Annotated in this window: 25 protein-coding genes; 9 read left to right on the top strand and 16 right to left on the bottom strand. The window is 41.2% G+C overall.

The features are described from left to right. Positions 1 to 154: 154 nt before the first annotated feature. From yjjG to JIG41_RS05275, 3 genes are read right to left on the bottom strand one after another with little or no spacing between them, the layout of a single operon-like run. Complete coding sequence (gene yjjG / locus JIG41_RS05285) at positions 155 to 829, bottom strand: pyrimidine 5'-nucleotidase (RefSeq protein WP_199524361.1); 675 nt, start codon at positions 827 to 829, stop codon at positions 155 to 157. A gap of 12 nt (positions 830 to 841) precedes the next feature. Continuing rightward, positions 842 to 1,381, bottom strand: coding sequence for an inosine/xanthosine triphosphatase (gene yjjX / locus JIG41_RS05280; RefSeq protein WP_199524360.1), 540 nt, complete (start codon positions 1,379 to 1,381; stop codon positions 842 to 844). Positions 1,382 to 1,430: 49 nt separating this feature from the next. Next, on the bottom strand, positions 1,431 to 2,330 hold the full coding sequence (locus tag JIG41_RS05275; RefSeq protein ID WP_036971173.1) for a phosphoribulokinase: 900 nt from the start codon (positions 2,328 to 2,330) through the stop codon (positions 1,431 to 1,433). Positions 2,331 to 2,498: 168 nt separating this feature from the next. Here JIG41_RS05275 and JIG41_RS05270 point away from each other — a divergent pair, with 168 nt between their 5' ends. Beyond that, positions 2,499 to 3,368, top strand: coding sequence for a hypothetical protein (locus JIG41_RS05270; protein ID WP_199524359.1), 870 nt, complete (start codon positions 2,499 to 2,501; stop codon positions 3,366 to 3,368). 64 nt (positions 3,369 to 3,432) lie between these two features. After that, positions 3,433 to 3,798 (top strand): hypothetical protein, encoded by a 366-nt coding sequence (locus tag JIG41_RS05265; protein ID WP_065978156.1) that lies wholly within the window; start codon positions 3,433 to 3,435, stop codon positions 3,796 to 3,798. A gap of 150 nt (positions 3,799 to 3,948) precedes the next feature. On the opposite strand, the gene JIG41_RS05260 is transcribed toward JIG41_RS05265, so the two are convergent. From JIG41_RS05260 to JIG41_RS05235, 6 genes are all read right to left on the bottom strand, one after another. Further along, positions 3,949 to 6,519: a M1 family metallopeptidase gene (locus JIG41_RS05260; protein WP_199524358.1), complete on the bottom strand. Its 2,571-nt coding sequence runs from the start codon at positions 6,517 to 6,519 to the stop codon at positions 3,949 to 3,951. A 112-nt stretch (positions 6,520 to 6,631) separates the two neighbouring features. Beyond that, a complete protein-coding gene (locus JIG41_RS05255; RefSeq protein WP_065978154.1) occupies positions 6,632 to 7,309 on the bottom strand; it encodes a hypothetical protein in 678 nt (225 codons plus the stop codon). A gap of 105 nt (positions 7,310 to 7,414) precedes the next feature. Further along, positions 7,415 to 7,765 carry a DUF2750 domain-containing protein gene (locus JIG41_RS05250; protein ID WP_199524357.1) on the bottom strand — a complete coding sequence of 117 codons (351 nt, stop codon included), beginning with the start codon at positions 7,763 to 7,765 and terminating at the stop codon, positions 7,415 to 7,417. A 17-nt stretch (positions 7,766 to 7,782) separates the two neighbouring features. Then, on the bottom strand, positions 7,783 to 8,361 hold the full coding sequence (locus JIG41_RS05245) for a glutathione S-transferase family protein (RefSeq protein WP_118843981.1): 579 nt from the start codon (positions 8,359 to 8,361) through the stop codon (positions 7,783 to 7,785). A gap of 60 nt (positions 8,362 to 8,421) precedes the next feature. Continuing rightward, the gene (locus JIG41_RS05240; protein ID WP_036971157.1) at positions 8,422 to 8,703 is read right to left on the bottom strand and encodes a peptidylprolyl isomerase; all 282 of its coding nucleotides are present in this window, start codon (positions 8,701 to 8,703) and stop codon (positions 8,422 to 8,424) included. Between the two features lie 75 nt (positions 8,704 to 8,778). After that, positions 8,779 to 9,318 carry a glutathione peroxidase gene (locus JIG41_RS05235; protein WP_371915649.1) on the bottom strand — a complete coding sequence of 180 codons (540 nt, stop codon included), beginning with the start codon at positions 9,316 to 9,318 and terminating at the stop codon, positions 8,779 to 8,781. Between the two features lie 111 nt (positions 9,319 to 9,429). On the opposite strand from JIG41_RS05235, the gene JIG41_RS05230 reads away from it, so the two are divergent. The 3 genes from JIG41_RS05230 to JIG41_RS05220 all read left to right on the top strand — a co-directional run bounded on the left by JIG41_RS05230 (position 9,430) and on the right by JIG41_RS05220 (position 13,150). After that, positions 9,430 to 9,942 carry a GNAT family N-acetyltransferase gene (locus tag JIG41_RS05230; RefSeq protein WP_199524356.1) on the top strand — a complete coding sequence of 171 codons (513 nt, stop codon included), beginning with the start codon at positions 9,430 to 9,432 and terminating at the stop codon, positions 9,940 to 9,942. Positions 9,943 to 10,053: 111 nt separating this feature from the next. Beyond that, positions 10,054 to 12,003: an ATP-binding protein gene (locus JIG41_RS05225; RefSeq protein ID WP_199524363.1), complete on the top strand. Its 1,950-nt coding sequence runs from the start codon at positions 10,054 to 10,056 to the stop codon at positions 12,001 to 12,003. A gap of 19 nt (positions 12,004 to 12,022) precedes the next feature. Then, positions 12,023 to 13,150, top strand: a complete 1,128-nt coding sequence (locus tag JIG41_RS05220; RefSeq protein ID WP_036971147.1) for a PleD family two-component system response regulator — start codon at positions 12,023 to 12,025, stop codon at positions 13,148 to 13,150. A gap of 35 nt (positions 13,151 to 13,185) precedes the next feature. On the opposite strand, the gene queG is transcribed toward JIG41_RS05220, so the two are convergent. From queG to JIG41_RS05190, 6 genes are all read right to left on the bottom strand, one after another. Next, on the bottom strand, positions 13,186 to 14,337 hold the full coding sequence (gene queG / locus JIG41_RS05215; RefSeq protein WP_206770709.1) for a tRNA epoxyqueuosine(34) reductase QueG: 1,152 nt from the start codon (positions 14,335 to 14,337) through the stop codon (positions 13,186 to 13,188). Positions 14,338 to 14,396: 59 nt separating this feature from the next. Next, positions 14,397 to 15,614, bottom strand: a complete 1,218-nt coding sequence (locus JIG41_RS05210) for a methyl-accepting chemotaxis protein (protein ID WP_074988893.1) — start codon at positions 15,612 to 15,614, stop codon at positions 14,397 to 14,399. An 87-nt stretch (positions 15,615 to 15,701) separates the two neighbouring features. Next, a complete protein-coding gene (locus JIG41_RS05205) occupies positions 15,702 to 16,400 on the bottom strand; it encodes a glycerophosphodiester phosphodiesterase family protein (RefSeq protein ID WP_065978148.1) in 699 nt (232 codons plus the stop codon). Next, positions 16,397 to 17,263, bottom strand: a complete 867-nt coding sequence (locus JIG41_RS05200; RefSeq protein WP_199524355.1) for a DMT family transporter — start codon at positions 17,261 to 17,263, stop codon at positions 16,397 to 16,399. Before JIG41_RS05200 ends, JIG41_RS05205 begins: the two co-directional genes overlap by 4 nt. A 109-nt stretch (positions 17,264 to 17,372) precedes the next feature. Continuing rightward, positions 17,373 to 17,633 carry a hypothetical protein gene (locus JIG41_RS05195; RefSeq protein ID WP_199524354.1) on the bottom strand — a complete coding sequence of 87 codons (261 nt, stop codon included), beginning with the start codon at positions 17,631 to 17,633 and terminating at the stop codon, positions 17,373 to 17,375. 16 nt (positions 17,634 to 17,649) lie between these two features. After that, positions 17,650 to 18,498: a DUF350 domain-containing protein gene (locus JIG41_RS05190; RefSeq protein WP_249406611.1), complete on the bottom strand. Its 849-nt coding sequence runs from the start codon at positions 18,496 to 18,498 to the stop codon at positions 17,650 to 17,652. A gap of 181 nt (positions 18,499 to 18,679) precedes the next feature. On the opposite strand from JIG41_RS05190, the gene rnr reads away from it, so the two are divergent. Both rnr and rlmB read left to right on the top strand, forming a co-directional pair. After that, positions 18,680 to 21,145, top strand: a complete 2,466-nt coding sequence (rnr, locus tag JIG41_RS05185) for a ribonuclease R (RefSeq protein WP_182396110.1) — start codon at positions 18,680 to 18,682, stop codon at positions 21,143 to 21,145. Positions 21,146 to 21,159: 14 nt separating this feature from the next. Then, positions 21,160 to 21,906, top strand: coding sequence for a 23S rRNA (guanosine(2251)-2'-O)-methyltransferase RlmB (gene rlmB, locus JIG41_RS05180; RefSeq protein WP_075594453.1), 747 nt, complete (start codon positions 21,160 to 21,162; stop codon positions 21,904 to 21,906). A 75-nt stretch (positions 21,907 to 21,981) separates the two neighbouring features. Here the strand turns inward: rlmB and JIG41_RS05175 are convergent, their stop codons facing one another. Next, complete coding sequence (locus JIG41_RS05175; protein WP_036971127.1) at positions 21,982 to 22,908, bottom strand: manganese-dependent inorganic pyrophosphatase; 927 nt, start codon at positions 22,906 to 22,908, stop codon at positions 21,982 to 21,984. Between the two features lie 151 nt (positions 22,909 to 23,059). Between JIG41_RS05175 and JIG41_RS05170 the strand changes: the two genes are divergently transcribed. Continuing rightward, positions 23,060 to 23,569, top strand: coding sequence for a hypothetical protein (locus tag JIG41_RS05170; protein ID WP_065978145.1), 510 nt, complete (start codon positions 23,060 to 23,062; stop codon positions 23,567 to 23,569). Next, positions 23,562 to 24,371 (top strand): bifunctional DNA-formamidopyrimidine glycosylase/DNA-(apurinic or apyrimidinic site) lyase, encoded by an 810-nt coding sequence (gene mutM, locus JIG41_RS05165; protein ID WP_036971121.1) that lies wholly within the window; start codon positions 23,562 to 23,564, stop codon positions 24,369 to 24,371. The genes JIG41_RS05170 and mutM overlap by 8 nt, the downstream gene beginning before the upstream one ends. Positions 24,372 to 24,392: the final 21 nt, after the last annotated feature.

Genomic DNA, 24,392 nt, shown 5'->3' with positions numbered 1-24,392 from the left:
TCATTTTGAGTGATTAAACCAGTCGCTACCTGCGTTAAAAATTTCTGATTTAGAACAACTAAATAACTAAATTTTTGCCTTGTTATCAACGCGGTTTTATTGCCTCAAAATAGATCACTAAATTAAGCGGAATGGTATTAATCATTTTGAGTTGCTATAAACCAAGAATAGCTTCCAGTTCATATAACTGATTTATTTGGTAGGTGGGTGTAATCCCTTCAGGTAACTCAACGCCAGGGTGCTGAAGCCAGCAGGTATCAATGCCAACATTATGGCCACCGAGAATGTCACTGGCTGCGGTGTCACCCACCATTAAAATCTGTTCTTTCGGTGGATTATCCATTAACTGAAAAGTGTGTTGAAAAATCTCGGGTGCGGGTTTGGCTTTACCCACTAGCTCAGAAATCACCAGCCAATCAAACATGTCTTGCAGTCCTGTATGCTCTAGGCGCTTTTGCTGAAGTTTGGCAAAACCATTGGTAATGATACCCAATCTTGCGTGAGGCTTTAGCTTATTGAGTAGCTCAACGGCACCGGGCAATGGCACACAAATAGATGCCATCGCTTCTAAAAAGGCATCATTAAGCGTTTGAGCGGGCACATTGAGTTTGTTTGCCCATTCGGTAAAACGGGTTATCTGTAGCTCATTGGCAGTAATTTCATGCTTTTGATAGGCAACCCATAGTGGTTTATTGGTTAATTGATATTCATGATAATCTGTCTCTGTAAAGTCTACGCCGTAATTGGCGAACATTACTTTAAGACCTGCAAATGCGTTAAAACTAAACAGGGTTTCATCGGCATCAAATAAAACATGTGTATACTTCATGATATTCCAAGTTTATTGGTTATAAAGTGTAGGGTGTAAAAACGGTGCCATAGCCAATGTAAGCGCTTGTATATAGGTGCTTTCGCGTGTTGCATTGTGATTGGTTAATAAGCCAATTGCACCACCTTGCTGTTTGATATTGACGGTATTGAAAGCTTCATCCATCACATCGCCCAACTCTTTACCCGCAAGTAATGCCTTGAAGAAAGGAAGGGGTAAAGGTAAATTGCTGCTGCGGCCGACACTGAATTGTTCGCTATTGGCAATAACGACGAATGCAAACGTTGCTGCGCCGTAACTAAATTGCTCTGCGCCACCTTCCATTGCTGTGTAGAAATCGGCTTCGTAATGCGCTTGGCAGTATTTTACGCGATTTTCTGCCCCTATGCGGGTTTCATCTTCACCTAAAGGTTGGTCGGGGACGCCAGACGGTGCGTGAACACCTTGGCACTGAATGGTGTGCTCAGGAAAGTAAAGGCTAAAAATATGTTTAGCAGCATTCACTTTTACAGGATTTTTAGATCCCACTATTACATTTAATGTCGTTTTCAAGCTGACTACTCCATCATTCCAGGCTGAGTCAGCAGTGTACCCGAGTCATTTAAATCGGCAAGTCAACGGGGGCTAAATTTTCAAGGGCACGTTTTTTTAGAATAATATCTTTAATGAGTGGTGTTAGTACCAGCTCCATGGCTAAGCCCATTTTTCCTCCAGGCACCACTAGCGTATTGATACGTGACATAAAGCTGCCTTCTATCATGCGTAAGTAATAGGGGAAGTCCACATCTTCAATACCTCTAAAGCGAATAACCACAAAGCTTTCATCAAGCGAGGGAATATCTTTTGCACTAAATGGGTTTGAAGTGTCTACAGTCGGTACGCGCTGGAAATTGATGTGAGTACGAGAAAACTGAGGGGTGATTTGGTTTATATAGTCATCCATACTACGAATAATAGACCCCATTACCGCTTCACGCGTGTGGCCTCGCTCTGAGGTGTCGCGGATTAGTTTTTGGATCCACTCAAGGTTGATAATTGGCACCATACCAATCAATAAATCAACATGCTTCGCGACATCGTGATCTTGGTCTACTGCACCGCCGTGTAAGCCTTCATAAAAGAGTATATCTGTATTCGATTCTAAGTCTTGCCACGGTGTAAAAGTCCCCGGTAGCTGATTATAAGGAACGGCTTCATCAAAGGTATGTAAGTAACGTCTGATTTTACCTTGGCCTGTTTCGCCGTATTGATAAAACAGTTGCTCAAGCGCACCAAAGTCATTCGCTTCACGACCAAAATAACTGATATGTTTGCCTTCTTGCTGTGCTTCTCGCACTTTTTTATCCATTTCTGGTCGTGTATAACGATGAAAGCTATCGCCTTCAATAAAGGCCGCATCTATATTTAAACTTCTAAAAATATGCTTAATGGCATTGGTGGTGGTGGTGGTGCCAGCGCCAGATGAGCCGGTAATTGCGATGATAGGGTGTTTAGCTGACATAGTTGTTCTCGTTATTTGTTAAGCCGTGCAGTGTTACTTTTACCAATCAGAAAAACTGATAAAAAACGAACACGTCCTAGTTATAAAGGTCGAGCATAGTAAGGTCAAGTGACTGCCTGATTAAATAACGCTATCATGAGCCAATAAAAATTAAAACGAGAGAACATAATGAGATTACTTACCTCTTTCCTTTTTGGCGCATTTGGAACGTTTTTAAGCAGCCAAGCGGACGCAGCTATGCCTAAAAGCGAAGTGTTACTGGCTGATCTTCAGACCCCTTATGGTATGAAGGTAACAAGAATTACGGATAATAAAAGTTACAATAACCAACAGTTCTTAATTGATGAGGGGCTTTATTACACGCATGAGGTGCTTAGCGATGATGGACAATCGCAAACAGATTTATATTTCTATAATTTTACAACTCAGCAAGCAACAAATTTAACGCACTCTGCTGTTAGCGAATATTCACCCACATTAATGCCTAACAAGCAGGCGTTGTCAGCCATCGTTGTGGAAGAAGATGGTAAGCAAAAGCTCTGGCAATATCCGTTGCAGGGTGAACAATCTGCTGCGCGTATCTTCGAGTGGATTGAGCCTGTAGGTTACCATGCATGGGGCGCCGACAACGACCTTGTTATGTTTATTTTGGGCGAACCACATACCTTACAATATACCACGGTTGCAGCTGCTAAACCGAAGGTCGTTGCGAATGCTATTGGCCGAACCTTACTTTTTGATGCGCAAACGAATAGCTACTTATTTAGCTACCACAAAGATAAGCAACATTGGCTGGCGCGTTTTACACCCCAATTTGAGCAAGTAACAGATATTTTACGTCTACCGGCACAATTACAAGATTTCACCTTGTTGGATGAGCAGACAGTTATTTATGCGATTAATAATCGCGTTTATAAGCGAGATTTAATGAATCCAGAGCCTGTTTCTCAATGGTTAGATTTAACGTCTTATTGTGAAACCAAAATAACACGTTTGAGTTACCATAATAAGAAACTTGCCTTTGTTTGTGATAAATAAGTAACGCTTTTTAAGGGATTACTGTAATGTGGCTACTACTTCTCGTTTTAAAATAGGCGCGCATTTGTCTTTCTCTGCAGAACAACTTACTGAACAACTGATAAAACTTGGCTGTCGTAGTAACTTTAAAATAAAAAATATTAATGAGTTTATGCCCGCTAATTCCAAAGAAGCATTTTATGTGCATGAACAAAGCGGGCAGGCTAAATTAGTCATTAGGCCTGTTTTTGAGGTGTTTAGTGACGACTTTGAAGCATTGGACGGCATCTCTCGCATTAAAGATTATTTCCATAGCAGTGAAATGACACGTTTTCCTACACGTATTTATAAAAGTGCCCAGCCTATTCATTATGGGCTCGCATTTAAAGTTACTTCAGTGTTAGCGGCAGAACAGTTTATTAAGCAATTTAATAAAATTTTAGCGCAATAATTTTAACGCAATAATAGTGTCGCTATTTTAATGAATGCAGTTGGTTAATTGCATTATAAGTTAATGACAGACACGGCTATAAGTGCGGACTCGTTAAGAGTTATGGTAATAAAAAAGGGTCACAATGTGACCCTTTTTCACATTGTGCTGTTAACGTTTAAGAAAACTATTCACCGAGGCCAGCTCGCGCTTTTTAAGCGAAAGGCAGTCATTGACGCTTTCTTCAAGCTTGCTGAGTGAGCGCTCATACCCTGGTACTTCAGAGATTTTATCAGTGAAGAAGGTTTTTGTTGTGGCTAAGCTTTGAGCATCACAACTTGCCGTTGTGAAAAACGGTAAGTTCGGTACAAAAAATGGCGGTAAGTTTTTAGTGATGGCATCGTAGTTGTTATAAATCCAATCAATGAACAACGCTTGGCGTTCTTTACCATAACTTAGACCCCCTAATAAAGTACGCATATCTGAGGCCGTTACTTCATCAGTTAGGCTGTACTCAAGGACTGCTTTTTGTAGCTCTGGTTTACCAAAATAACCCATTGCAGCAAGCATTTTTGTGCGTACTTGCGGATCTTTTGTGGTTTTGAACGTTTCTTTGTACTTCGCGAGTAGTTTTTCATCACCATGATAAGCTGCAAGGTTTAAGTAGGTTGATGCTAAATATGGGTCAACATTTTCAGGATTGTTTAAGTAAAGTGCGGCTTGTGCTTTAGCCGTATCAATGACTTTGCGATCTTCACCATCAAAACCTAGTCGGCTGATCACTTGTGCTCGTAGCTGAGATACTGCAGCATCTTCATCAGCTTTGGCTGTTAAGCCATATTGCTTCGCGGCAGGAGCAATGCTCTTACGGATAAACTTAGGCCATAAGTCGCGGTTGCTATCGTCTTCAAAAACACGTTTTTGCGAAGCTAAGTAACCCAATGCTGTATTCGCTACAAGTGGGTGTGCATCGCTCACAAATGTTTCTAGGGTTTGCATTAAGCGGGCAGCAGAAATAACACCGGCATCAAGTAAAGAGTCAGCGGCAGAAAGGAGTGCCAAACGCTCACGGACTGTTAATTTGTCAGCTGCGTTATCTAGCAGGGCATTAAACTGCGCATCGTCTAGTAACCAACGGTAATAGCCCATAGCTCCTTGATCTGGGTAAATCCACTCAGGTTCAAAATCAAGTGTTAGCTGTTGTGTTTCTTTGTTTAGCAGCAAGTTAGCTGTTTTTACTTTGTCACCTGCACCATATTTTATAGCAACAGGCACGTTCCACAGTTGAGCAGGGGCTTCAACACCTGCATTCACAAAACGGCTCTGGCTGATGGTAATTTTCTTACCGTCTTGGGTTACTTTGATAAGTGGAAAAGAAGATTGCTCAATAAATGACTTTAATACACTCGCTACATCTTTATTTGAAGCTTCACCTAATGCTTGCCACAGGTCAGCTGCTTCAGCATTTTTATACGAGAATTTTTTCAAGTAGGCTTGAATACCTTGCTGGAAAGCATCTTCGCCTATCCAGTTTTCAACCATAGACAGTACCGCGCTCCCTTTACTGTAAGCAAGACCAAGGCCATCCATGATATCAGCTTCGGTTTTAATCGGTTTACGAATGGGTTTCGTGCTTAAGCGTGCATCTAATGCCATCACATAGTTTTGCGGTAAATTTAAGTGTGATTCAAATTCAGGGTTAATTTGTGCCGTAATTTTTGCCGCCATCCAGCTTGCAAACGCTTCATTTAGCCATAAATCATTCCACCACTTCATGGTAACAAGGTTACCGTACCATTGGTGTGCAAGTTCGTGTGCAATGATTGATACATTACGTTCTTTTTTGCTACGAGTCGCGGTCGCTAAGTCAACTAATAGAATGTCTTCACGATAAGTTACAAGACCAGCATTTTCCATTGCACCGAATGGAAACTCAGGCACTGCAACCGAGTCTAATTTTTTATAAACGTAAGGGATACCAAAGTAATCTTCCAGTGCTTTGAGAACGCGAGGCATATTTTCTTTGGCGTAATCCGCAAGATGAATCTTACCTTGTGGCGTTAATACTCTGCCAGGAATTGGCATGCCTTTAATTTCTAGCTCTTCAAAAGGACCGACCGCCATTGCTACAAGATAAGAGGGAATAGGAGGCGTTTTATCAAAATAGTGTGTTGTCATATCGCCATTGACCGTGGTTTTTAATACCGGCGTGTTGGCATACACTTTTTGTGTTGTCGGTGCAGTAATCGTTAACTGAAATGGAATTTTATAACTCGGTTCGTCAAAAACAGGGAAGGCACGGCGTGCATCACTCATTTCAAATTGAGTAAATAAATAGGGAGTACCTTGATCAAGCGTTTTATATAAGCCCACACTTTGGCGGTTATAAGGCGCAGTATGATCAACCGTTAGCGTATACTTTCCAGGTTGGATTTTTTCATCACACGAAAATTTTACTTTGCCTGTTTTCAGCATGTCTGCACTTAGGTCACAATTTTCGTCACCTAGAATTTTTGCCATACTGACCGCGTAATCAATACCGTTTAATTCAATATAGTTCGTTGCTTTGAGTACTTCGATGGCAATTTCAGTGTGGCCAGAAAAAGTGTCTTTAGCAGGATCAAGTGTCAGCTCTACCTGTTGTGAGCTAGGTTTTGCTAGTTTTTCTATTACATATTCATTGGCATGGGCTGAGCTAACCGCAAGTGCAACACTCACAGTTAATAGGCTTTTTAAGAACATAAGTATCCCTGATTTTTTGTTGTTAGAAAGGCACTGACTTTGAGTGCTGTCTTCCATGCTATCAGGTTTTAAATTGAACAGTAATAATTAGTTAGTAACAAAGTTTGTCAATTTAATGATGGCGTTCAATGAAGCGTTGCCAGTGCAACTGTGGATTAATTTGCCTCACATTTTGTAGAATGCCGTTAAGCAACGACATATCGTTAAATAAAGAGCCTGAAAACTCTTTAAAGCCCATTAAATAGTTAAACGCATCTTTACTGTTAGCTTGTATTGCATGAATACGCACTTGTTGTTCAAAGTTGAGTCTTAAACTGCTGATAGCCGTTTTCATCCCTTGTTGATCAACATTGGGAATGGCACATTTTTGTAGATAACCAGCTCGTTCACCTTCACCAGAAAACCAAATACGGACTTTTTCACTGTAACGTCCTGACTTAGAGGGTAAGTCAAACATTAAGCGGGTATGCCCTTGTGCTTTTAAAAAGTCTAGGTATGGGTCAAGCCCTGCTGCGAATAAGGCATCATGAATCGGCACAAAGCGTGACTTTATCTTGCCGTGGGTATGAAAGTGAAAGCAACGCACATCTGACAATGTGACAATATCATCAAGGGTGAGATGGCCAATTTCATCACTGTAAGCGCCAGTATAATAAGCAAAAAGAGGAAGCCAAAAATGCCAGTGTTTTGCTTGTTCACGGGGCAAAAGCTGATCACTAAAGATGTAACCAGTATACAGGGTATGTAACTCCATGGCCGAAAAGGGCCTACGACCGAGATGGGACTTCAACCTAATACCTTGATAATAAAGATGTCTTGAAGAGTATACCTGAGAAATGTAAAGTTTCCAGCAAATGGCACTCTGTAACCACAGTACCATTTGCTGTCAATATAGTTAGTCGCAAAGGGCCTTAGCAAGACCTATAGGCTCTATTTCGACGCATACTTGGTCGTCGTTCCAATTTAGACCAACGAGCGCATCATCCTCGTTTAAGTCTTCAACCCACTCATCTAAAAATTCGTCTAAACCAATTTCTACCGGTGTATAGTCATTCCACTCGTCTTTACATTGTGCTTTTGCAGCGTCTTCTGTGCCCCATAGCAACAACACATCGGTGTCGCTAAATTGGTTTGATTCACACACAACAAAACCACCATCTTCGGCACCAAGTGCCCACATAGACTCGTTTAAACGTACTTTTTCAACAAAGTTAACTAATTCTGATTCTATTTCGATATCGCTCATTTGCTTAACCCTTATCATTAATTTCGTGGATCTGTGTGTTTTACAGCTGCTTTTGCTGAGAATTGTTGATAAAAGTCCGCTAAATTCTCGAGTTGACTCCAATCAGTTAATTCACGAAAGCAAATCCAATCTAGCAAGCAGTATAAACTGATGTTGAGGTATTCACAGCTTTTAAATGCAGGCTCAGATAAATGACTATTTAAATAGCGCAATGTTTCAGCAATTCGTTCATTTTGTAAATTAAAGAACAATTTATCGTCTTTTGTATCAAATCCTGAGCGCTGGCACAGTAGCATTTCAACGAGCGAGTCATTGCAGGCGTTAATAATGGTTAAAAGGTTTTCTTGCTGCCAGCTCAATAAAGGTTGATCTGATTTTTCTAATAAGTAGCGAATAATTGAGTTTGAATCGCATACACTAAAACCATTATCAATTAATATCGGAACTTTTCGAGCGGGATTGTGTGCAATCATAGTGTGTCTATCTTGCTGTGAAAAAATATCTAAATTAATAAACTCAAGCGCAATATCATTGTTCAGTGCCCACATTCGTATCCGGCGGACATACGGTGAAGTTGTTGAACCAAGCAGTTTCATAGATTAGTTTCCTATCAAAAAAAAAGCCGCGAAAGCGGCTTTTGACGATTCATTATGAAGTTAGTCTGTTCGGCTAGTTACTTCAAGTAGATGATAACCAAATTGAGTTTGCACAGGCCCTTGCACTTGATTTATTGGCGCTGAAAAAACAACTTTATCGAATTCTGGAACCATCATGCCCGGACCAAATTCACCTAACGCACCGCCATCTTGGCCTGAAGGACAATTTGAGTGAGTACGCGCGAGTTCTGCAAAGTCTGCGCCTTGTTCAATTTGTTGTTTAAGGTCTAGACATTGTGCTTCACTGTCTACGAGTATATGTCTTGCGCTGGCTACTGCCATAATAACTCCCCATTGTGTGTTTTTCTAAATTAAATAATGAGTTTAGTTCAATATTTGCTGAACGAAAGGTTAAATTTATTTTGCAGCTAACTGCGCTTCAATCGCGTCACGCATAGCTTTTGATTCTGGTTTGGTTTTACTGTTAAAACGCTCAACCGTTTTACGGTCTGCCGAAACAATATATTTGTAAAAGTTCCAATTAGGTGAACTTGTTGCTTCGTTTAGGTGCTTAAAAATTGGGTTTGCGTCACTACCACGCACCGCGCTGGTAGCGAACATGGTAAAGGTAACACCGTAATTAATGTAGCATACTTTTGCGGTGTCTTTTTCGTCATCTTCTTCTTGGAAAAAGTCATCAGAAGGGAAACCAAGAACAACGAGACCACGGTCTTTGTATTCTTTATGAATTGCTTCTAAACCCTCAAACTGTGGCGTAAATCCACAGTTACTTGCGGTATTCACTATGAGCAATGGCTTACCTTTAAATTCGCAAAGATTAACACTTTCTTTTGAGCGTAATTTACGCAGCGTTACATTGGTAAAGTCATCACATTGAGTTTCTGCGACTGGGTCTTGAATTGACGGGGGAGATTCTGCTGCAAGATGAGTAGACATAAGGCTTGCACAGAGTAACAAAGCATATTTATTCATAATGATTTCCTGCTAGTTATTTGTGATGAATATACGCTAATATGCGAGAAAGTGATCATTTAATTTCAGTTATTTATGACTATTCGAACAGCAACAGAACACGACTTAACACAGATTGTCGCTATTTATAACGAAACAATTCCTGGGCGTATGGTAACCGCAGATACCGAAGAGGTAACGGTGGCTGAGCGACAAGCATGGTTCGCAGCCCATACAGAACAAAGGCCGATTTTTGTGTATGAGCAAAACTCGAAAGTACTTGCATGGCTCAGCTATAAATCTTTTTATGGGCGTCCAGCGTATGATGGCACAGTCGAAATTAGTATATATATTACCTCAAACGCTCAGGGGCAGGGGTTAGGCAAAACGTTGCTTGCGTTTGCAGAGGAGCATGCCAAAACGCTTAATATAAAAGTTTTGCTAGCGTTTATTTTTAGTCATAACCTGCCGAGCATTAAACTGTTTAATCGTTTTGATTATCAGGTTTGGGGAGAACTGCCTGAAGTTGCAATTATGGATGATAAAGCATACAGCCTCGTTATTTTAGGTAAGCACTTAGATCTTAAAGTAATAAAAAAAGCAGTGTAAATTTAGTGACTTTGTTTTTTTTCGACTACTCTAATTAGGTAATTATCATTAATTTGAGCCTAGTGTACTGTGCGAAGAATATTAATTGTCGATAGTAATAGTGTTTTAGCAATGCGCGTAAAAGTGTTATTGGAACTCATTGGCTGTAAAGTCGAGTTATTGCACTTTTCGATGATAGATGACACTGTTTTAACTCAAGAATTTGATTTAGTTGCGGCTTCTCATGGTGTGCCGACAGAAACTATAAAGAAACTGAGTGGGGTGTTTTCGCAAGAGAATTTTTTATTGCTTGCACCCAAAGCACAGCGTAGTGATTTACTCGAGCACTTCAGTGAAATTAATCGCTTGCTGCCTAATTCAGTGGTTATTTACCCATTTTTTGCAAACAAAGAAATTAGCACTTTATTAGAAGGGGTGTTAGAGCTGGGTAGTGACAACATCTTAAAGCTGCCCACGGTATTGGTTGTTGACCATCTCCCAGAACGATTAGAAAAAATTACTCAAAACTTAAAAGGCGCGCACATTAAAACCTTTAAAGCTGGGAGTAAGCTTTCAGCGATTGAAATAATAAATCAACACAGCATTGATTTATTAATAAGCGACTTTACCTTTGAAGATGGCACTGGACTTGAGTTGTTTAACAAGCTGAAAGGGACGCAGCCTAACTGCCGTTGTTTACTGTATACCTCAAAGCCTGAACAGGTTTCGATGATTGAAGCTATTCGTCAGGGGGTGGAGGATGTGCTGGTTAAGCCCGTTGATGATAATAGCCTATTACAGTCGGTTCATAAATTATGGCAAACGGAGCTACTCAAACGACACAACGCAGAGTTAGTTGAGCGTTTACAAAATACCGTTGATGCCCTCATAGAAAAAGACAGCCTGTTAAGGGTTATTTTTAAACACACTCCTGATGCGATTATATTGTTTGATCGCACGGGTAAAATTATTGAAACCAATGATGCCTGTGAACTGTTATTTGAAAAACCGCTTAAAGAGTTTGAAAACTGCTCGGTGTTTGACTTTTTTGATACACCTTCAATAAACCGTATTAAAGATAAAATAAGCACCCTGAATAAAAATCGTCAATTTAGCTGTGACTTAAGACTGCTTAAAGAAAACGGCAATGAGGTTCCTCTCGTAGGCTCGTTTAACGAAATAGATCACCATGGTGAAATTGCGTTGGCGGTTATCTTTAAAAATGTTACCCACCTGAAAGAAAAAGAAGACTTGCTGCTTGAAGCAAAAGACATGCTAGAAGAAGAAGTTAAAGCGCGTACAGCACAACTTGAGCATGCTAAAAACGTTGCCGAGGCCGCAAATCTGAGTAAATCAGAGTTTTTAGCTAATATGTCTCATGAGTTAAGAACTCCCATGCATTCTATTTTAAGTTTTGCACGCTTTGGACTTGAAAAAGTTGCGAATAACGATCTAAATAAAGATAAGTTAAACAAGTATTTATCGCGGATAGAGCAAAGTGGAGAGCGGTTGTTATCGCTGCTTAATAACCTACTCGACTTATCTAAATTGGATGTTGGCAAGTTTCCATTTAACCCTCAAAAACACAATCTGATCAACATTATAAAAACCAGTATTGATGATGTGTCTGGCACAGCACTTGAGCGAAATATAATGATTCGTCTACTGGAAACTGGGCAAGATATCGTTCTGGATTGTGATGAAGAACAGATCAATCAAATTATGCGCAATTTATTAGGAAACGCGCTGAAATTCAGTGAACCGTTCAGCGAGATAGATATTCAGTTATCAGTGCAAAATAATATCGCTGAAGTAGCGGTTGTTGACCGTGGTATTGGTATTCCAGAGTGTGAACTTGAAAAAGTATTTGCCAAGTTTGAACAAAGTAGCAAAACCAATAGTGGCGCAGGAGGCACAGGCCTTGGGTTAGCTATTTGTCGGGAGTTTGTGAGCTTGCACCAAGGCACTATCTCCGCACATAGCAACGAATATGGGGGCGCTACAATTTTAGTGCGATTACCTTTGAATATAGATTTGCCTCAGCATTTAGCGACTGAAGAGCAAACTATGAAGCTTAATTAACAAAACGGAAGAACTAGACATGGCCTTGAAGCGAATTTTAGCCGTCGATGATGAACCATTTAACTTAGAAATAATTGAAGAGATCCTCGAAGAACTCGATTTTGAGCTGAAAATGGTCAACAGCGGTCCAGAATGTTTAGATGTTGTTGAAGCGTTTGATCCACAAGTTATCTTGCTGGATGTTAGCATGCCACAAATGAGTGGTTATGAAGTATGCCGAAAGTTAAAAGAAAACCCGAATACTGAAAAAATCATCGTTATGTTTGTGTCGGCCAGAGGCACGGTTGAAGAGCGTATGGAAGGGTATTCTGTAGGGGCTGAAGATTATATTGTAAAACCTTTTGGGCATGATGAATTAAAGCTCAAGCTACAACACTTAAACCAAGTACTGATCGAAAAAGAAATGCTTGAACAACAAGTGGAAGACGCCACGTCAACAGCCTTTAATGCAATGGCTAATAGTAGTGAAATGGGCCAAATTGTTAATTATATCGAGCATATCGGTTTAATTGATGATGAAAAAGAGTTGGGTAAAGCATTACTTCATTGTTTAAGCGCATTTGACTTACAAAGTAATGTTGAATTTCGCTTAGCATCGGGTCTAGAGCACTTTTCAGTGTCAGGTGTTTGTTCGCCCATAGTTGTTGAGCTATTTGAAATGCTTAAAAACAAAGGCCGTTTACATGAGTTTTCGAGTCGAATTTTAGTAAATTATGAAATGATTAGCTTACTCATTTTGAATATGCCAGAACAAGATCCCGATAAACATGGCCGTATTCGTGACCACATTTGCTTTTTAGTGAGTGTGACCGAGCAGCAGCTTAAAGCGATAATTACAAAAAAAGAACTGGTTAAACAGCAACAGCAACTGAATGACGCAGTGTCTAAAGTACACAGTAAGTTTAAGGGGCTCATAGAGCTTTTGAATGACAATCGTATTAATAACGAAGCGGTGTTTAAACAGTTACAAGAGGATTTGGAACAACGAATACCCACAATGGGATTAGACGAAGACCAAGAGATCTTTATTTATCAAAAAGTCGATGAAACCATTCAAAACTCAGTAGCGCGTGAAGAGTCAGTGCAGGGAGTAAAGGCCGCATTTAAAGAGATTGAAAACGATTTATCGGTCTTATTAAAGCAATGACACACTCATTGAGTACGCGCGGTGCTGGCCGCGCTTTAAGCATCTCGTGGTAAGCCTTTTTCAACAATACGAATCAAACGTGCGGTTTTACGTAATTTAAGCTGACGCTTGTTCTGCTGTTGTGAAAGCGCCCACTCTATGTGCTCTGCGACCAGTGGCGTTGCACTTTGAAGCGCCTTTTTAAGCGCGATAATAATTGTGTCGCTATAGTCAGCATTACCAAGTCCAACCGCTAGATTTCTTTGCCAGCGTTCATGGCCAATACGACGAATCGGGCTGCCTTCAGTGTTTTTTAGGAATGTGGCTTCATCCCATGCAAAGAGTGTGAGTAAGTCTTGATCTTTTAATTGCGTTCGAGGATGGAAGTCGGCTTCATCGGTTATTTGTCCATAACGATTCCACGGACACACGAGTTGACAGTCATCACAGCCATACACACGGTTACCAAGTAATGAACGGTACTCTTCAGGAATAGGGCCTTGCAGCTCAATCGTGAGATAAGAGATACATTTACGGGCATCGACTACATACGGCTCAACAATCGCACCTGTCGGGCACAGAGTCATACACGCCACACACTTGCCACAGCCTTCAAAGGTATTCTCGTTATCGATAGGCAGTGGAATATCAACAAATAACTCGCCTAAGAAAAACCACGACCCCGCTTCTTTATTTATAAGAAGGCTGTGTTTTCCACGCCAGCCTAACCCTGCTTTTTCTGCTAATTGTCGTTCAAGGACTGGCGCAGAGTCCACAAATGGGCGAAATCCTAGCTGACCTACTTGTTGTTCTATTTTTTGGCCTAATTTTTTGAGGCGATTACGAATGAGCTTATGGTAGTCGCGACCTAGCGCATAGCGACTTATGTACGCTTTTTCGGTTTGCTTGAGGTTTTTAGCAAAGCTGGCATCGGGTGGAAGGTAGTTCATTTTAACCGAGATAACACGCTGAGTACCCGGCACTAATTCTGCTGGACGGGCACGTTTCATCCCATGCGCAGCCATGTATTCCATGTCGCCGTGGTAACCCAAATCTAACCAACGTTGAAGCTGGGCTTCGTGCTGAGTGAGATCAATATCGGTGATCCCGACTTCTGCAAAACCAAGGTCTTTACCCCATTGCTTAATTTGCTGCGCGAGTTGCTGGTAATCGATAGGTGTTGTCACGGTGAATAAAAAAGTAGCCAAGGAATGGCTACTTTATCATAGTTATAGAAAGCTTAGAATTAAAAGCGTTTCAGCGCCCATTAAACAAACCGCTTTAGCTGTTGTTGGGTTTGTTGGCTAAGTAAATGTGATTGCTCACAATCAGCAAGGGATTCATCTATTTGCTGTTTCGCTTGCTCACCTAACGCCACAATTTGCTCGACACTTTGGTGTGTTTGAGTTTGTGTTTGTTCTAGTAAATGAACAGCACTAACAATCTGTTGTAGCTGCTGTTGATTTTGCTCAAACTCACTCAGCATGTTGCTAAACCCTGCTGAGGTATTGCTAATGGCTGTTTCAGCTTCACTTGAATGGCTAATTAATAACTCAGACTCTTTATTTGTTTCGTTTACCAAGCTATTCATTTGATTAATAAAGTCGCTAATTTGACGGGTTGCATCGTTCACTTTTACAGAAAGAGTTCTAACTTCATCAGCAACAACCGCAAACCCTCGTCCAGCTTCACCGGCACGTGCAGCTTCAATGGCGGCATTTAAGGCTAACAAATTTGTTTGATCAGAAAACTCTTCAACCATTTTTAAAATAGCACGAATATTTTCACTGTTTTCTTTTAAACCCGACACGGTCGCAGAAAAGTTGCCGAGAATTTGGCTGATCATGGCCACTTTTTTTACCAGAGTAGATAGTTCCGCAGCTGAGTGTTGTACAAAACTTAGGTGCTCACTGTTAACCGTATGAACACTGTCGGTGTTTGCAGAAATATGCTCTAAACTTGTCGTAATTTGATTACTTGCATCGGTAATTGTATGGCTAAACGTAATTTGTTGATGGCTAAGCTTCGCTGTTTGCTGCATCGACTCTGTCATTTTTGAACTACTATCGGCACTGGCTTGCGCACTTTGGTATGTGGTGGCCAGTAGCTGGCTTAGGTGAGATGTAAAAGTATTGTATTGCTCGCTTAAATCGCGAAATTCATCAAAGGTAAAGTGTGGGAGTTTTGCCGATAAGTCAGCATCATGACGATTAATTTGCGCTAAAGTATCGCGCATAGCCTGTACGGGCCGCACAATTAAAAAACGCATATAAAAAAGTGTGAAAATAAAACTGCCAACAATAACGAGTGTCATGAGCCAGAATAGCCCTGTGCTTGCTTGCTGTTCAGATAAGCTACTGTAAAGCCAAATTAAAGTAATGACCTGAAAGGCAAACACAAACCCCAAGTTACCGACAATTTTACGCGTTAAGGTGTAAAAGAAAGTTTGTTCGATAAAATTATAAATGCGCATATAGCTACTCATTGAGGTGTTATGTTGATTCATGTCGGGCGTTTCTTAGTCTTATTTAATTCCACGTTATTCGACACAGTATAGCTTATTCTTTTTGAGTCACAGCGACTGCAGTGTCATTTGTGTATGGCATGGGAAATTAGTAAAAATTCCATCCACGCCATAATCAAGCATTAACTCGATATCTTCTACCTTATCGACCGTATACGCATAGACTTTAAGTCCACGTTGTTTGGCATCGGCAACAAACTCATGGTTTATAAAGTTTTTATCAATATGAATGCTGTAGGCATGCAACTTTTGCGCAAACTCACTGTAATTGATAGGAATTGATGCGGTTAACGCGCCAATCTTCACCCAGGGTAACTTTTGCTTGAGCCACATGAGTTGATGATGATCAAAGGATGAGACTAAAAGATTATCTCTTGATAACTTTCCAGTGCTAATGTTTGATTCAATAAGCTCTACAAACTTATCAAGTGAAAAGGTATGTTTGAGTTCTAAATTGAGCAGTGTTTTATCATTAACCCAATCAATCGCTTGCTGTAGCGTTGGCACTATTTCGCCATTACCTGCATCGAACTGTTGAATTTGGGCTTTGCTGCAGGCATTCACTTTACCGCGACCTGATGTGGTCCGGTCAAGCCATGTGTCATGAATAATCATATAATCATCAAGGCAGCTTTGTACGTCGATTTCAATACCGTCAACAGCCAAATCTACAGCGGCTAATATGGCACTTTTGGTATTTTCTGGGTAGGTACCACTGGCACCTCTGTGAGCGAATACTTTTATCATTGCGTGTGTTTCCGAGTCACTGACCATGTTTCATAAAAAGCGGCGCTTATAACCAAAACGCCCCCCATAATTGTGCTTATTGTTGGTTGCTCATGCAAAATTAAAAAAGCCAAAAACGTGCCGTATAGCGGTTGCAAGCAAGAAATTAATCCAGCCGTTGAGGCTGATAAGTGTTGTAAACTTGCAGCAAAAAGTGAATGCGGCGCTGCTGTAAAAATAACCCCAGCGGTGATCAATAGCAGCCAATTAATTGTATCAACTTGTAATGGCGGTACTTCAAGGAAGGCGCACAGCATAATACAGGCAATCCACGTTTGATAAAGCATGGTCTGTGGGCCACCGTATTGGCTAAAGTAACGCTTATGAATAATATTTCTAAAAGCAAAAAAGAAGGCTGATAAAATACCGGTCGCAATGCCAAGCGTAACATCATTCCCAAGGCTTGCATCTGGGATGAGTAAGTAAATACCGAACATCACCACTACAGCGCTAATAATATCTTTCAGTTGCGGTTTACGACCATGAAAAAGAGGCTCTAAAAATACAGTGATCACGGGGTAAGTAAAAAAGGCAATCATGCCAACAGCAATACCGGCTAATTGCATTCCTGCAAAATAGGTTAACCAATGAATACCGACTGTCACCCCGAGTAATAGAGCAATAAGATAATCACGGCGAGAGTGGAGTTTAATCGCCTTTTTTTGGATATAAAGTAAGATCAATAAGGCACAACCGGCAATACCTGTTCTGTATACGGTAATGTCTAATGCACTTAAGTTAATGAGCTTGGCAAACAACGCAGTTCCACCAAATAGCAACACTGCAATGTGTAAGTACATAAGACTTTGTTTGTGCGCCTGCATTGCGACCCTTGTTATTATTATGCTTAACTCTCTTTTTAACGGTAATCCTTTGCTTTGTAAACCATCCTATGGGCTAATCCATTGGTTTAGTTCCAGTGTTTCCAGCCTTTTAAATAATGGTGCAGCACATTGGGCTCATCGAGGGTCGAGACTTTTTCGTTATTTGCACTGATATCTGGCGTAAAAATAAATAGCTGTGCATCATTTGGCCATCTTCAGGAACATTAAATAAATAGGGCTTATCTTGGCCATAATATTCTTTGAAGTTGCCATATTGGCCATTTTGCAGAGGCTCTTGAAGGTCTGCGCGTATCAAAAAACAGCTTAAAAAAGCAATCGACGCGATAGTAAACAGCTTATAGATGTTCATCCTTACTCCAATAAGCTTAAATAGCGATCGTGATAATCACTGCAACACTTATTGCGATGCTGCTTTCGATAACGGCAACAGCGGTATTATTGTCATGCATAGCTTGGTCAAGAGAGATTTTACTGAAGATAATTTTATCAACCAAGTAACGTACGATCGGCAAGATTAAGAAGCCAAACAACGCATCAATAAAAAATAAACTAAGACTTTGTTGCCAAGTATGAAAGCCACCAAGCAGGGCATGGCACAGAATGATTGCCAACGCTAACATGGTGCCTGAGAAGCTCATCGCTACAGCTTTATTGCCTTTTTCAAGCTGTTCATGCAGGTCAAAAGCAGTGAGGTGATCATAGCCTTTAGCAAACATGATCAGCAAAAGCTGTCCGAGTGCGTAAAATACAATGGCTGATAACCACGTCCCTTCACCCGTTAAAGCGCCACCAATGATTAAGGCTGCAGCCATGTAATTAGCAGCTTGTACTAAGCCAACGGCTTCATTTTGTCGATTAATTAACTGTTCTTGGTTGCAGAATAAACGCAGCAGTAACTTATCATTTAGAAAGCGTGAGCATGTTAATAACACCATGCCGAGTACACTATACAGCGATACATTAATTAAGTCGGTCAGTAGGCCTTTGCTTGGTCCTGCTAGTACAAACCCATAAATAATCGTAATAGCGCCCAAATAGCCACCAATTGATAAACCTAATGCTGTATTGGCATTATCTGTTAACTGATTTGTGGTGTCGTAGGGGGTTGCTAAGTTATACGACAGCTTAGCGAGTGCGATTATCGCGATAAAAAGAGCGATGTATGCGCTGTTGTACGCCATTGCTGCAAGGTAGTGGGTTAAATTAATATCCATATAAATTTGTTAGGTTGTTGTTATTTTCAGAAAATATTACCACAGACTCTTTACTGCGAAGAATATCAACGTGTTATTTTTGGCATATTTAGTTAATTTCTTAAAAGTTTCATAGCATTTGCCTGTCTCATTGCGTGGTTATGGGTTAAAATAACAACATAACCAACTAACAAGATAGTGAATGACAAAACAGGATCCCAATCTCAGTCGAGAACAAGAAAAGTACGAAAACCCAGTCCCTAGCCGTGAGTTTATACTTACTCACTTAGAATCTCGCGCTAAACCAGCAAACTTCACACAACTTTGTGACGAATTACACGTGGATGACACTGAACGCCAAATTGCGTTTAAACGTCGTTTGCGCGCTATGGAGCGTGACGGTCAGTTGTATTTCAATAAATTTAAATGCTACGCGTTGATTGATGAATCAGGCCTTGTGAAAGGCAAAGTAGTTGGCCATCGTGATGGGTTCGGCTTTTTAGAAGTTGAAGGCGAAAATAAAGATTGGTTTATCGCAAAACACCAGATGAACATGGTGCTGCATGGCGACATTGTGCTTGCTAAAGGCAATCGCAAAGGCGGCAGTGGTAAATGCGACGCGCGTATCATTAAAGTGTTAACGAATGAGCGCGCCCCGATTGTTGGTCGTTATTTTGTTGAGCATGGCATTGCGGTGGTTGTTGCCGAAGACCCGCGAATCACGCAAGATATCATGATACTGCCTGGCAGTGAGAATGGCGCGCGCCATAATCAAATGGTGCAAGTTCAGATCACGCAAAACCCAAGTCGTCACATGAATGCAGTGGGTAAAGTAACGGAAGTATTGGGTGAGCATTTAGCCCCCGGTATGGAAATTGAAGTAGCACTTCGAAACCATGATATTCCGCATGTATGGCCTGAAGCCGTTGAAAAGCAAGTTGCCCATTTAGGTGAATTTGTTGATGAGCAAGCAAAGCAAGGCCGAGTCGATTTACGTGATTTACCATTAGTAACAATTGATGGTGAAGATGCACGAGACTTTGATGACGCCGTTTACTGTGAGCGAAAACCATCAGGTGGTTGGCGTTTATGGGTCGCGATTGCTGATGTATCACATTATGTTGGTATGAACACGCCACTGAATAAAGAAGCGATAGAACGCGGTAATTCAGTGTACTTTCCTGAGCAAGTGATCCCCATGTTGCCGAAGGTGTTGTCAAATGGTTTGTGTTCATTAAACCCCAATGTTGATCGCTTATGTATGGTTGCCGAGATGACCGTATCTGAGCAGGGCACCTTAGAGAATTATAAGTTTTACGAAGCGGTGATGAATTCACATGCCCGTTTTACTTACACTAAAGTACATGCAATTTTGCAAGGTGATGAAAGGCTGTGCGAAGAATACGCGCCAATGGTGCCGCATTTAACTGATTTACATCAAATGTACATGGCACTGAAAGCAGCTCGCCAAGAGCGTGGTGCAATTGAGTTTGAAACGCTAGAAACGCGTTTTGTGTTTGATGCTCACCGAAAAATTGAATCAATCGTCCCTGTGGTGCGTAATGATGCGCATAAGCTCATTGAAGAATGCATGATTTTGGCGAATGTATCGGCAGCTCGTTTATTAGAAAAACATGAGGCCAGTGCACTTTATCGTGTGCATGATGAACCTGATGCTGAAAAGCTTGGTTTCTTCAGAAACTTTTTATCTGAACTGGGCATTGAGTCAACATTGTCAGATGAGCCGACACCAAAAGAAATAACACATGTACTTGCAAAACTAGGTGACCGTCCTGAAGCCGAGTTAATTCAAACCATGTTATTACGTTCGATGAAACAGGCTGTGTATCAACCAGACAACATTGGGCACTTTGGTTTGGCGTTGCCTGCTTACGCGCATTTTACATCGCCAATTCGCCGTTACCCTGATTTAGTTGTGCACCGTGCGATTAAAGCTGTTTTAAAAGCACAAGGCCAACAAACGTCGGGCGAGTATGCTTACAGTAATGATGAAGTTGATATTTTAGGCGAGCAATGTTCAACCACTGAACGTCGCGCAGATGATGCGACTCGTGAAGTCGCCGATTGGCTTAAATGTGAGTTTATGCAAGACCATGTTGGCGATGAATTTGGCGGGGTTATTTCATCGGTCACTAACTTTGGTTTATTTGTTCGCATAGACGACTTACAAATAGATGGCATGATCCACGTAACGAATCTTGGCAATGAATACTTCCATTATGACAATGCAAAACACTGTCTTATTGGTGAGCAAACTCATACGGTTCATCGCTTAGGCGATAAAGTGACGGTTCAGGTATCGTCTGTCAGCTTAGATGAGCGTCGAATTAATTTAGTGTTTGCTGGTGATGTGCCGCAAGACCGCTATGCGCGACGCCGTGCGCAAAGTGCACCTGCAAAACCGAGTATTCGTGCGCAGTTAAAAGCGGGGAAAATCCCTGGCAAAAAAGGGGATGATAGTCGCTCAGACCCTAAATCTTCAGAGAAAGATAATGCAAAGCGTGGCAAGTCTTCTCATGCAAAAGGGCGTAAAAAACCTAACAGCAAACAAGCGGATGTTGTAAAAGCAGGTAAGAAGAAGAGCAAGAAAAAAGCCACCAAAAAGGCAAAAAGACCGGGTAAGAACGCCCGAAAACGTACTAGCTGAGGAGCAAATAATACGTGAGTAATGAATTAATTTTTGGTTTTCACTCTGTTGAAGCTATTTTAGCAAAAGAGCCTGAGCGCTTTTTAGAAATTTATGCGCTAAAAGGGCGTGAAGATAAGCGTTTAAACCCGATTATTGATGAAGCTCGTAAGTTCGGTATTTCAGTGCAATTTATGCAGCGCAAAGCACTTGATAACAAAGCCAATGGTGAACAGCACCAAGGGATCATTGCTAACGTGAAAGCAGCGCGAATGTACAATGAAAAAGATCTCGACGAAATCATTGCCCGCGAAGACACGCCTTTCTTGTTAGTGTTAGATGGCATAACCGATCCGCATAATTTAGGTGCGTGTTTACGCAGTGCGGATGCAGCAGGCGTGCACGCGATTATTGTGCCTAAAGATAAGTCTGCAAAGCTTAATGGCACAGCACGTAAGGTAGCCTGTGGTGCCGCGGAAACAGTGCCTTTAGTACAAGTGACAAACCTTGCACGCACATTACGTGAAATTAAAGACGCAGGTGTGTGGGTTGTTGGCACAGCGGGTGAAACTGACACCGAATTATTTGATGCTAACTTAACAGGTCCAATGGCCATAGTGATGGGAGCCGAAGGTGACGGTATGCGTCGTCTAACTCGCGAGCACTGCGACCTACTCGTTAAAATACCCATGGCAGGCACGGTATCAAGTTTAAATGTATCGGTTGCGACCGGTATTTGCTTATTTGAGGTATTACGTCAGCGTAATGCGACGCAGCTTTAATCTTTGCGTTCGACAATAAAAAAGCCGATATAATATCGGCTTTTACTTATCTATATTCGGCACCGCGAATGACTATTAGATTTTTGCGAATGCGTCTTGTAGTGGCGGTACAACTTGCTTTTTACGGCTTAAAACACCATCTAACCATACTTTGCCATTCTCAGATTTAACATCATATGCCGCTTCAATAACAGCAACGTCATCAGAGCTTATCAGCATTTGTGAGCCTTCTTTCATGATATCTGTTAATAGTAGTAATACTGAGTGACGGCCGCCTTCTTCTTTTAGCTTCACGATGTCAGCTTCAAGGTCTGCTTTGATCTCATCAAAAACAGCAAGGTCAATGACTTCTAGTTGACCAATACCGACTAGCTTGCCGTTCATGTTGAAGTCTTTAAAATCACGCATAACTAGGTCGCGAGCTGGCGTGCCTTCTACTGCAGATTTTACTTTGAACATTTCCATGCCAAGTTCTTTGAAATCTTCGATACCGGCAATGTCAGCAAGTGCTTCTACACACTTAATATCAGCAGTGGTGCATGTTGGTGATTTAAAGATAACGGTGTCGCTTAAAATAGCGCATAACATGATGCCTGCGATGTCTTTCGGGATTTCTACATTGTAAAAATCATACATCATTTTAATAATGGTATTTGAGCAACCCACTGGGCGAATCCAACACTCAAGAGGTGTTGATGATGTTAAGTCGCCTAATTTGTGGTGATCGACTACACCTACAACGCGTGCTTCGTCGATGTCATCAGGTGCTTGTGTTTTTTCTGTATGGTCAACGATATAAACGTCTTCACCTGCGTAGCTAAGTTTAAGCTCAGGTGCTTCGAAGCCAAATTTATCTAAGATAAATTGTGTTTCAGGTGATATTTCACCTAAACGCGTTGGAATGGCCGGTTCATTGATTTGGTTTTTTAAGTAAGCAAGCGCAATTGCACCGCAAATTGAATCTGAATCAGGGATCTTATGGCCCACTACATACATTGACATTGACGGAACTCCTTTAAATTTGGCAGATATTTTAGCAAAGTCTCTACAGATTGATACATAACAGACATGAAATTTTGTTGATCAATTACAACTGCCAATTAACCAGAATTTTAGTTACACTTTAACGTATTGAAAGTAGAGGAAGATACACATGCGATTGAGCAGAAAAGCGTGGAATAATGTGGTCATTATTTCAATGCTATTGATGATTTTTTTCTTCAATGGTTTACATAAAAAGCTCAATACTCAACCTGCAGAGGACGGCATGCACGCGCTGCTACCTGAACAAAGTTTTATTTTGGCGATGGCATTTCCCGAACTTAAAATTGAGCGAATTGGCACTTCTTGGCGTAGTCAAACCTTACAAGAAACAACATGGCACGGGGATGAACAAGTGTTAGAGCAATTAGTTGAGCTGTGGCAGCATCAACAGCTCAATCTTGCAAGTATACCTGTGAGTAAGCTTTCGAAGACATCAGCGAACTATGTTGCTTCAGTGTGGTTAGCGGGTGAGCAATTACCTGCGGTGTATCAACTTTATACCATTGAAGGAAATTACTACCTACTCGATAAGCGGTTACAGCGTGTATTTGCGCTTGAACACGCCGATGCCACTCAGTTATTTCCGTTATATCCGTTTAAGAGAATGACAGATGCCTGAATTACCAGAAGTTGAAGTAAGTCGGTTGGGGATTACTCCGCATGTGCTCGACCACGTAGTGACTAAAGTGAATATTCATAATGCCAGCATGCGCTGGCCAGTGCCTGATGATGTATATCAGTTACAAGGTCTTAAAGTTACCTCGATTGAACGTAGAGCAAAGTATTTATTACTGGGTTGTGAGCGTGGAAGTGTCATATTACATTTGGGAATGTCAGGCAATTTACGCGTTGTGAATGCCGATGAACCACTTAAAAAACATGACCATATCGAGTTTGTTTTAGAGTCTGGAAAAGCGCTTAGGCTAAATGATGCGCGCCGCTTTGGGGCATGTTTATGGCAAGCACCTGGCGAATGCCATACTTTACTGACCAAGCTAGGCCCAGAACCTCTTACTGATGATTTTTTTGCTGAGCGTGTTTACGAGCAATCAAGAAACAAGAAAGTACCGGTTAAGCAATTTATTATGGATAATGCCGTGGTTGTTGGTGTGGGGAATATCTACGCCAATGAGTCGCTATTTAAAGCGGGGATCCACCCCAAACGTGAAGCGGGAAAGGTATCCTTAAAACGTTATCAACAATTAGTGCCTATAATTAAAGACACACTAGCTGCGGCGATTACTCAAGGCGGCACGACGTTAAAAGATTTTGCGCAAAGTGATGGTAAACCGGGTTATTTTGCTCAGCAATTATTGGTGTATGGCCGCAAAGGTGAGCCGTGCGTTACCTGTAAAGAGCCGTTAAAAGAAATTAGATTAGGCCAAAGAAGTACCGTGTTTTGTGCAAATTGCCAAAAATAAGCGTGTATTAATAAGGCAGTA

The organism is Pseudoalteromonas sp. bablab_jr011, assembly GCF_016464045.1.
GTDB lineage: Bacteria > Pseudomonadota > Gammaproteobacteria > Enterobacterales > Alteromonadaceae > Pseudoalteromonas > Pseudoalteromonas lipolytica.
Note: the sequence above shows the minus strand (reverse complement) of the source record. Positions and strands in the feature narration are given on the sequence as shown.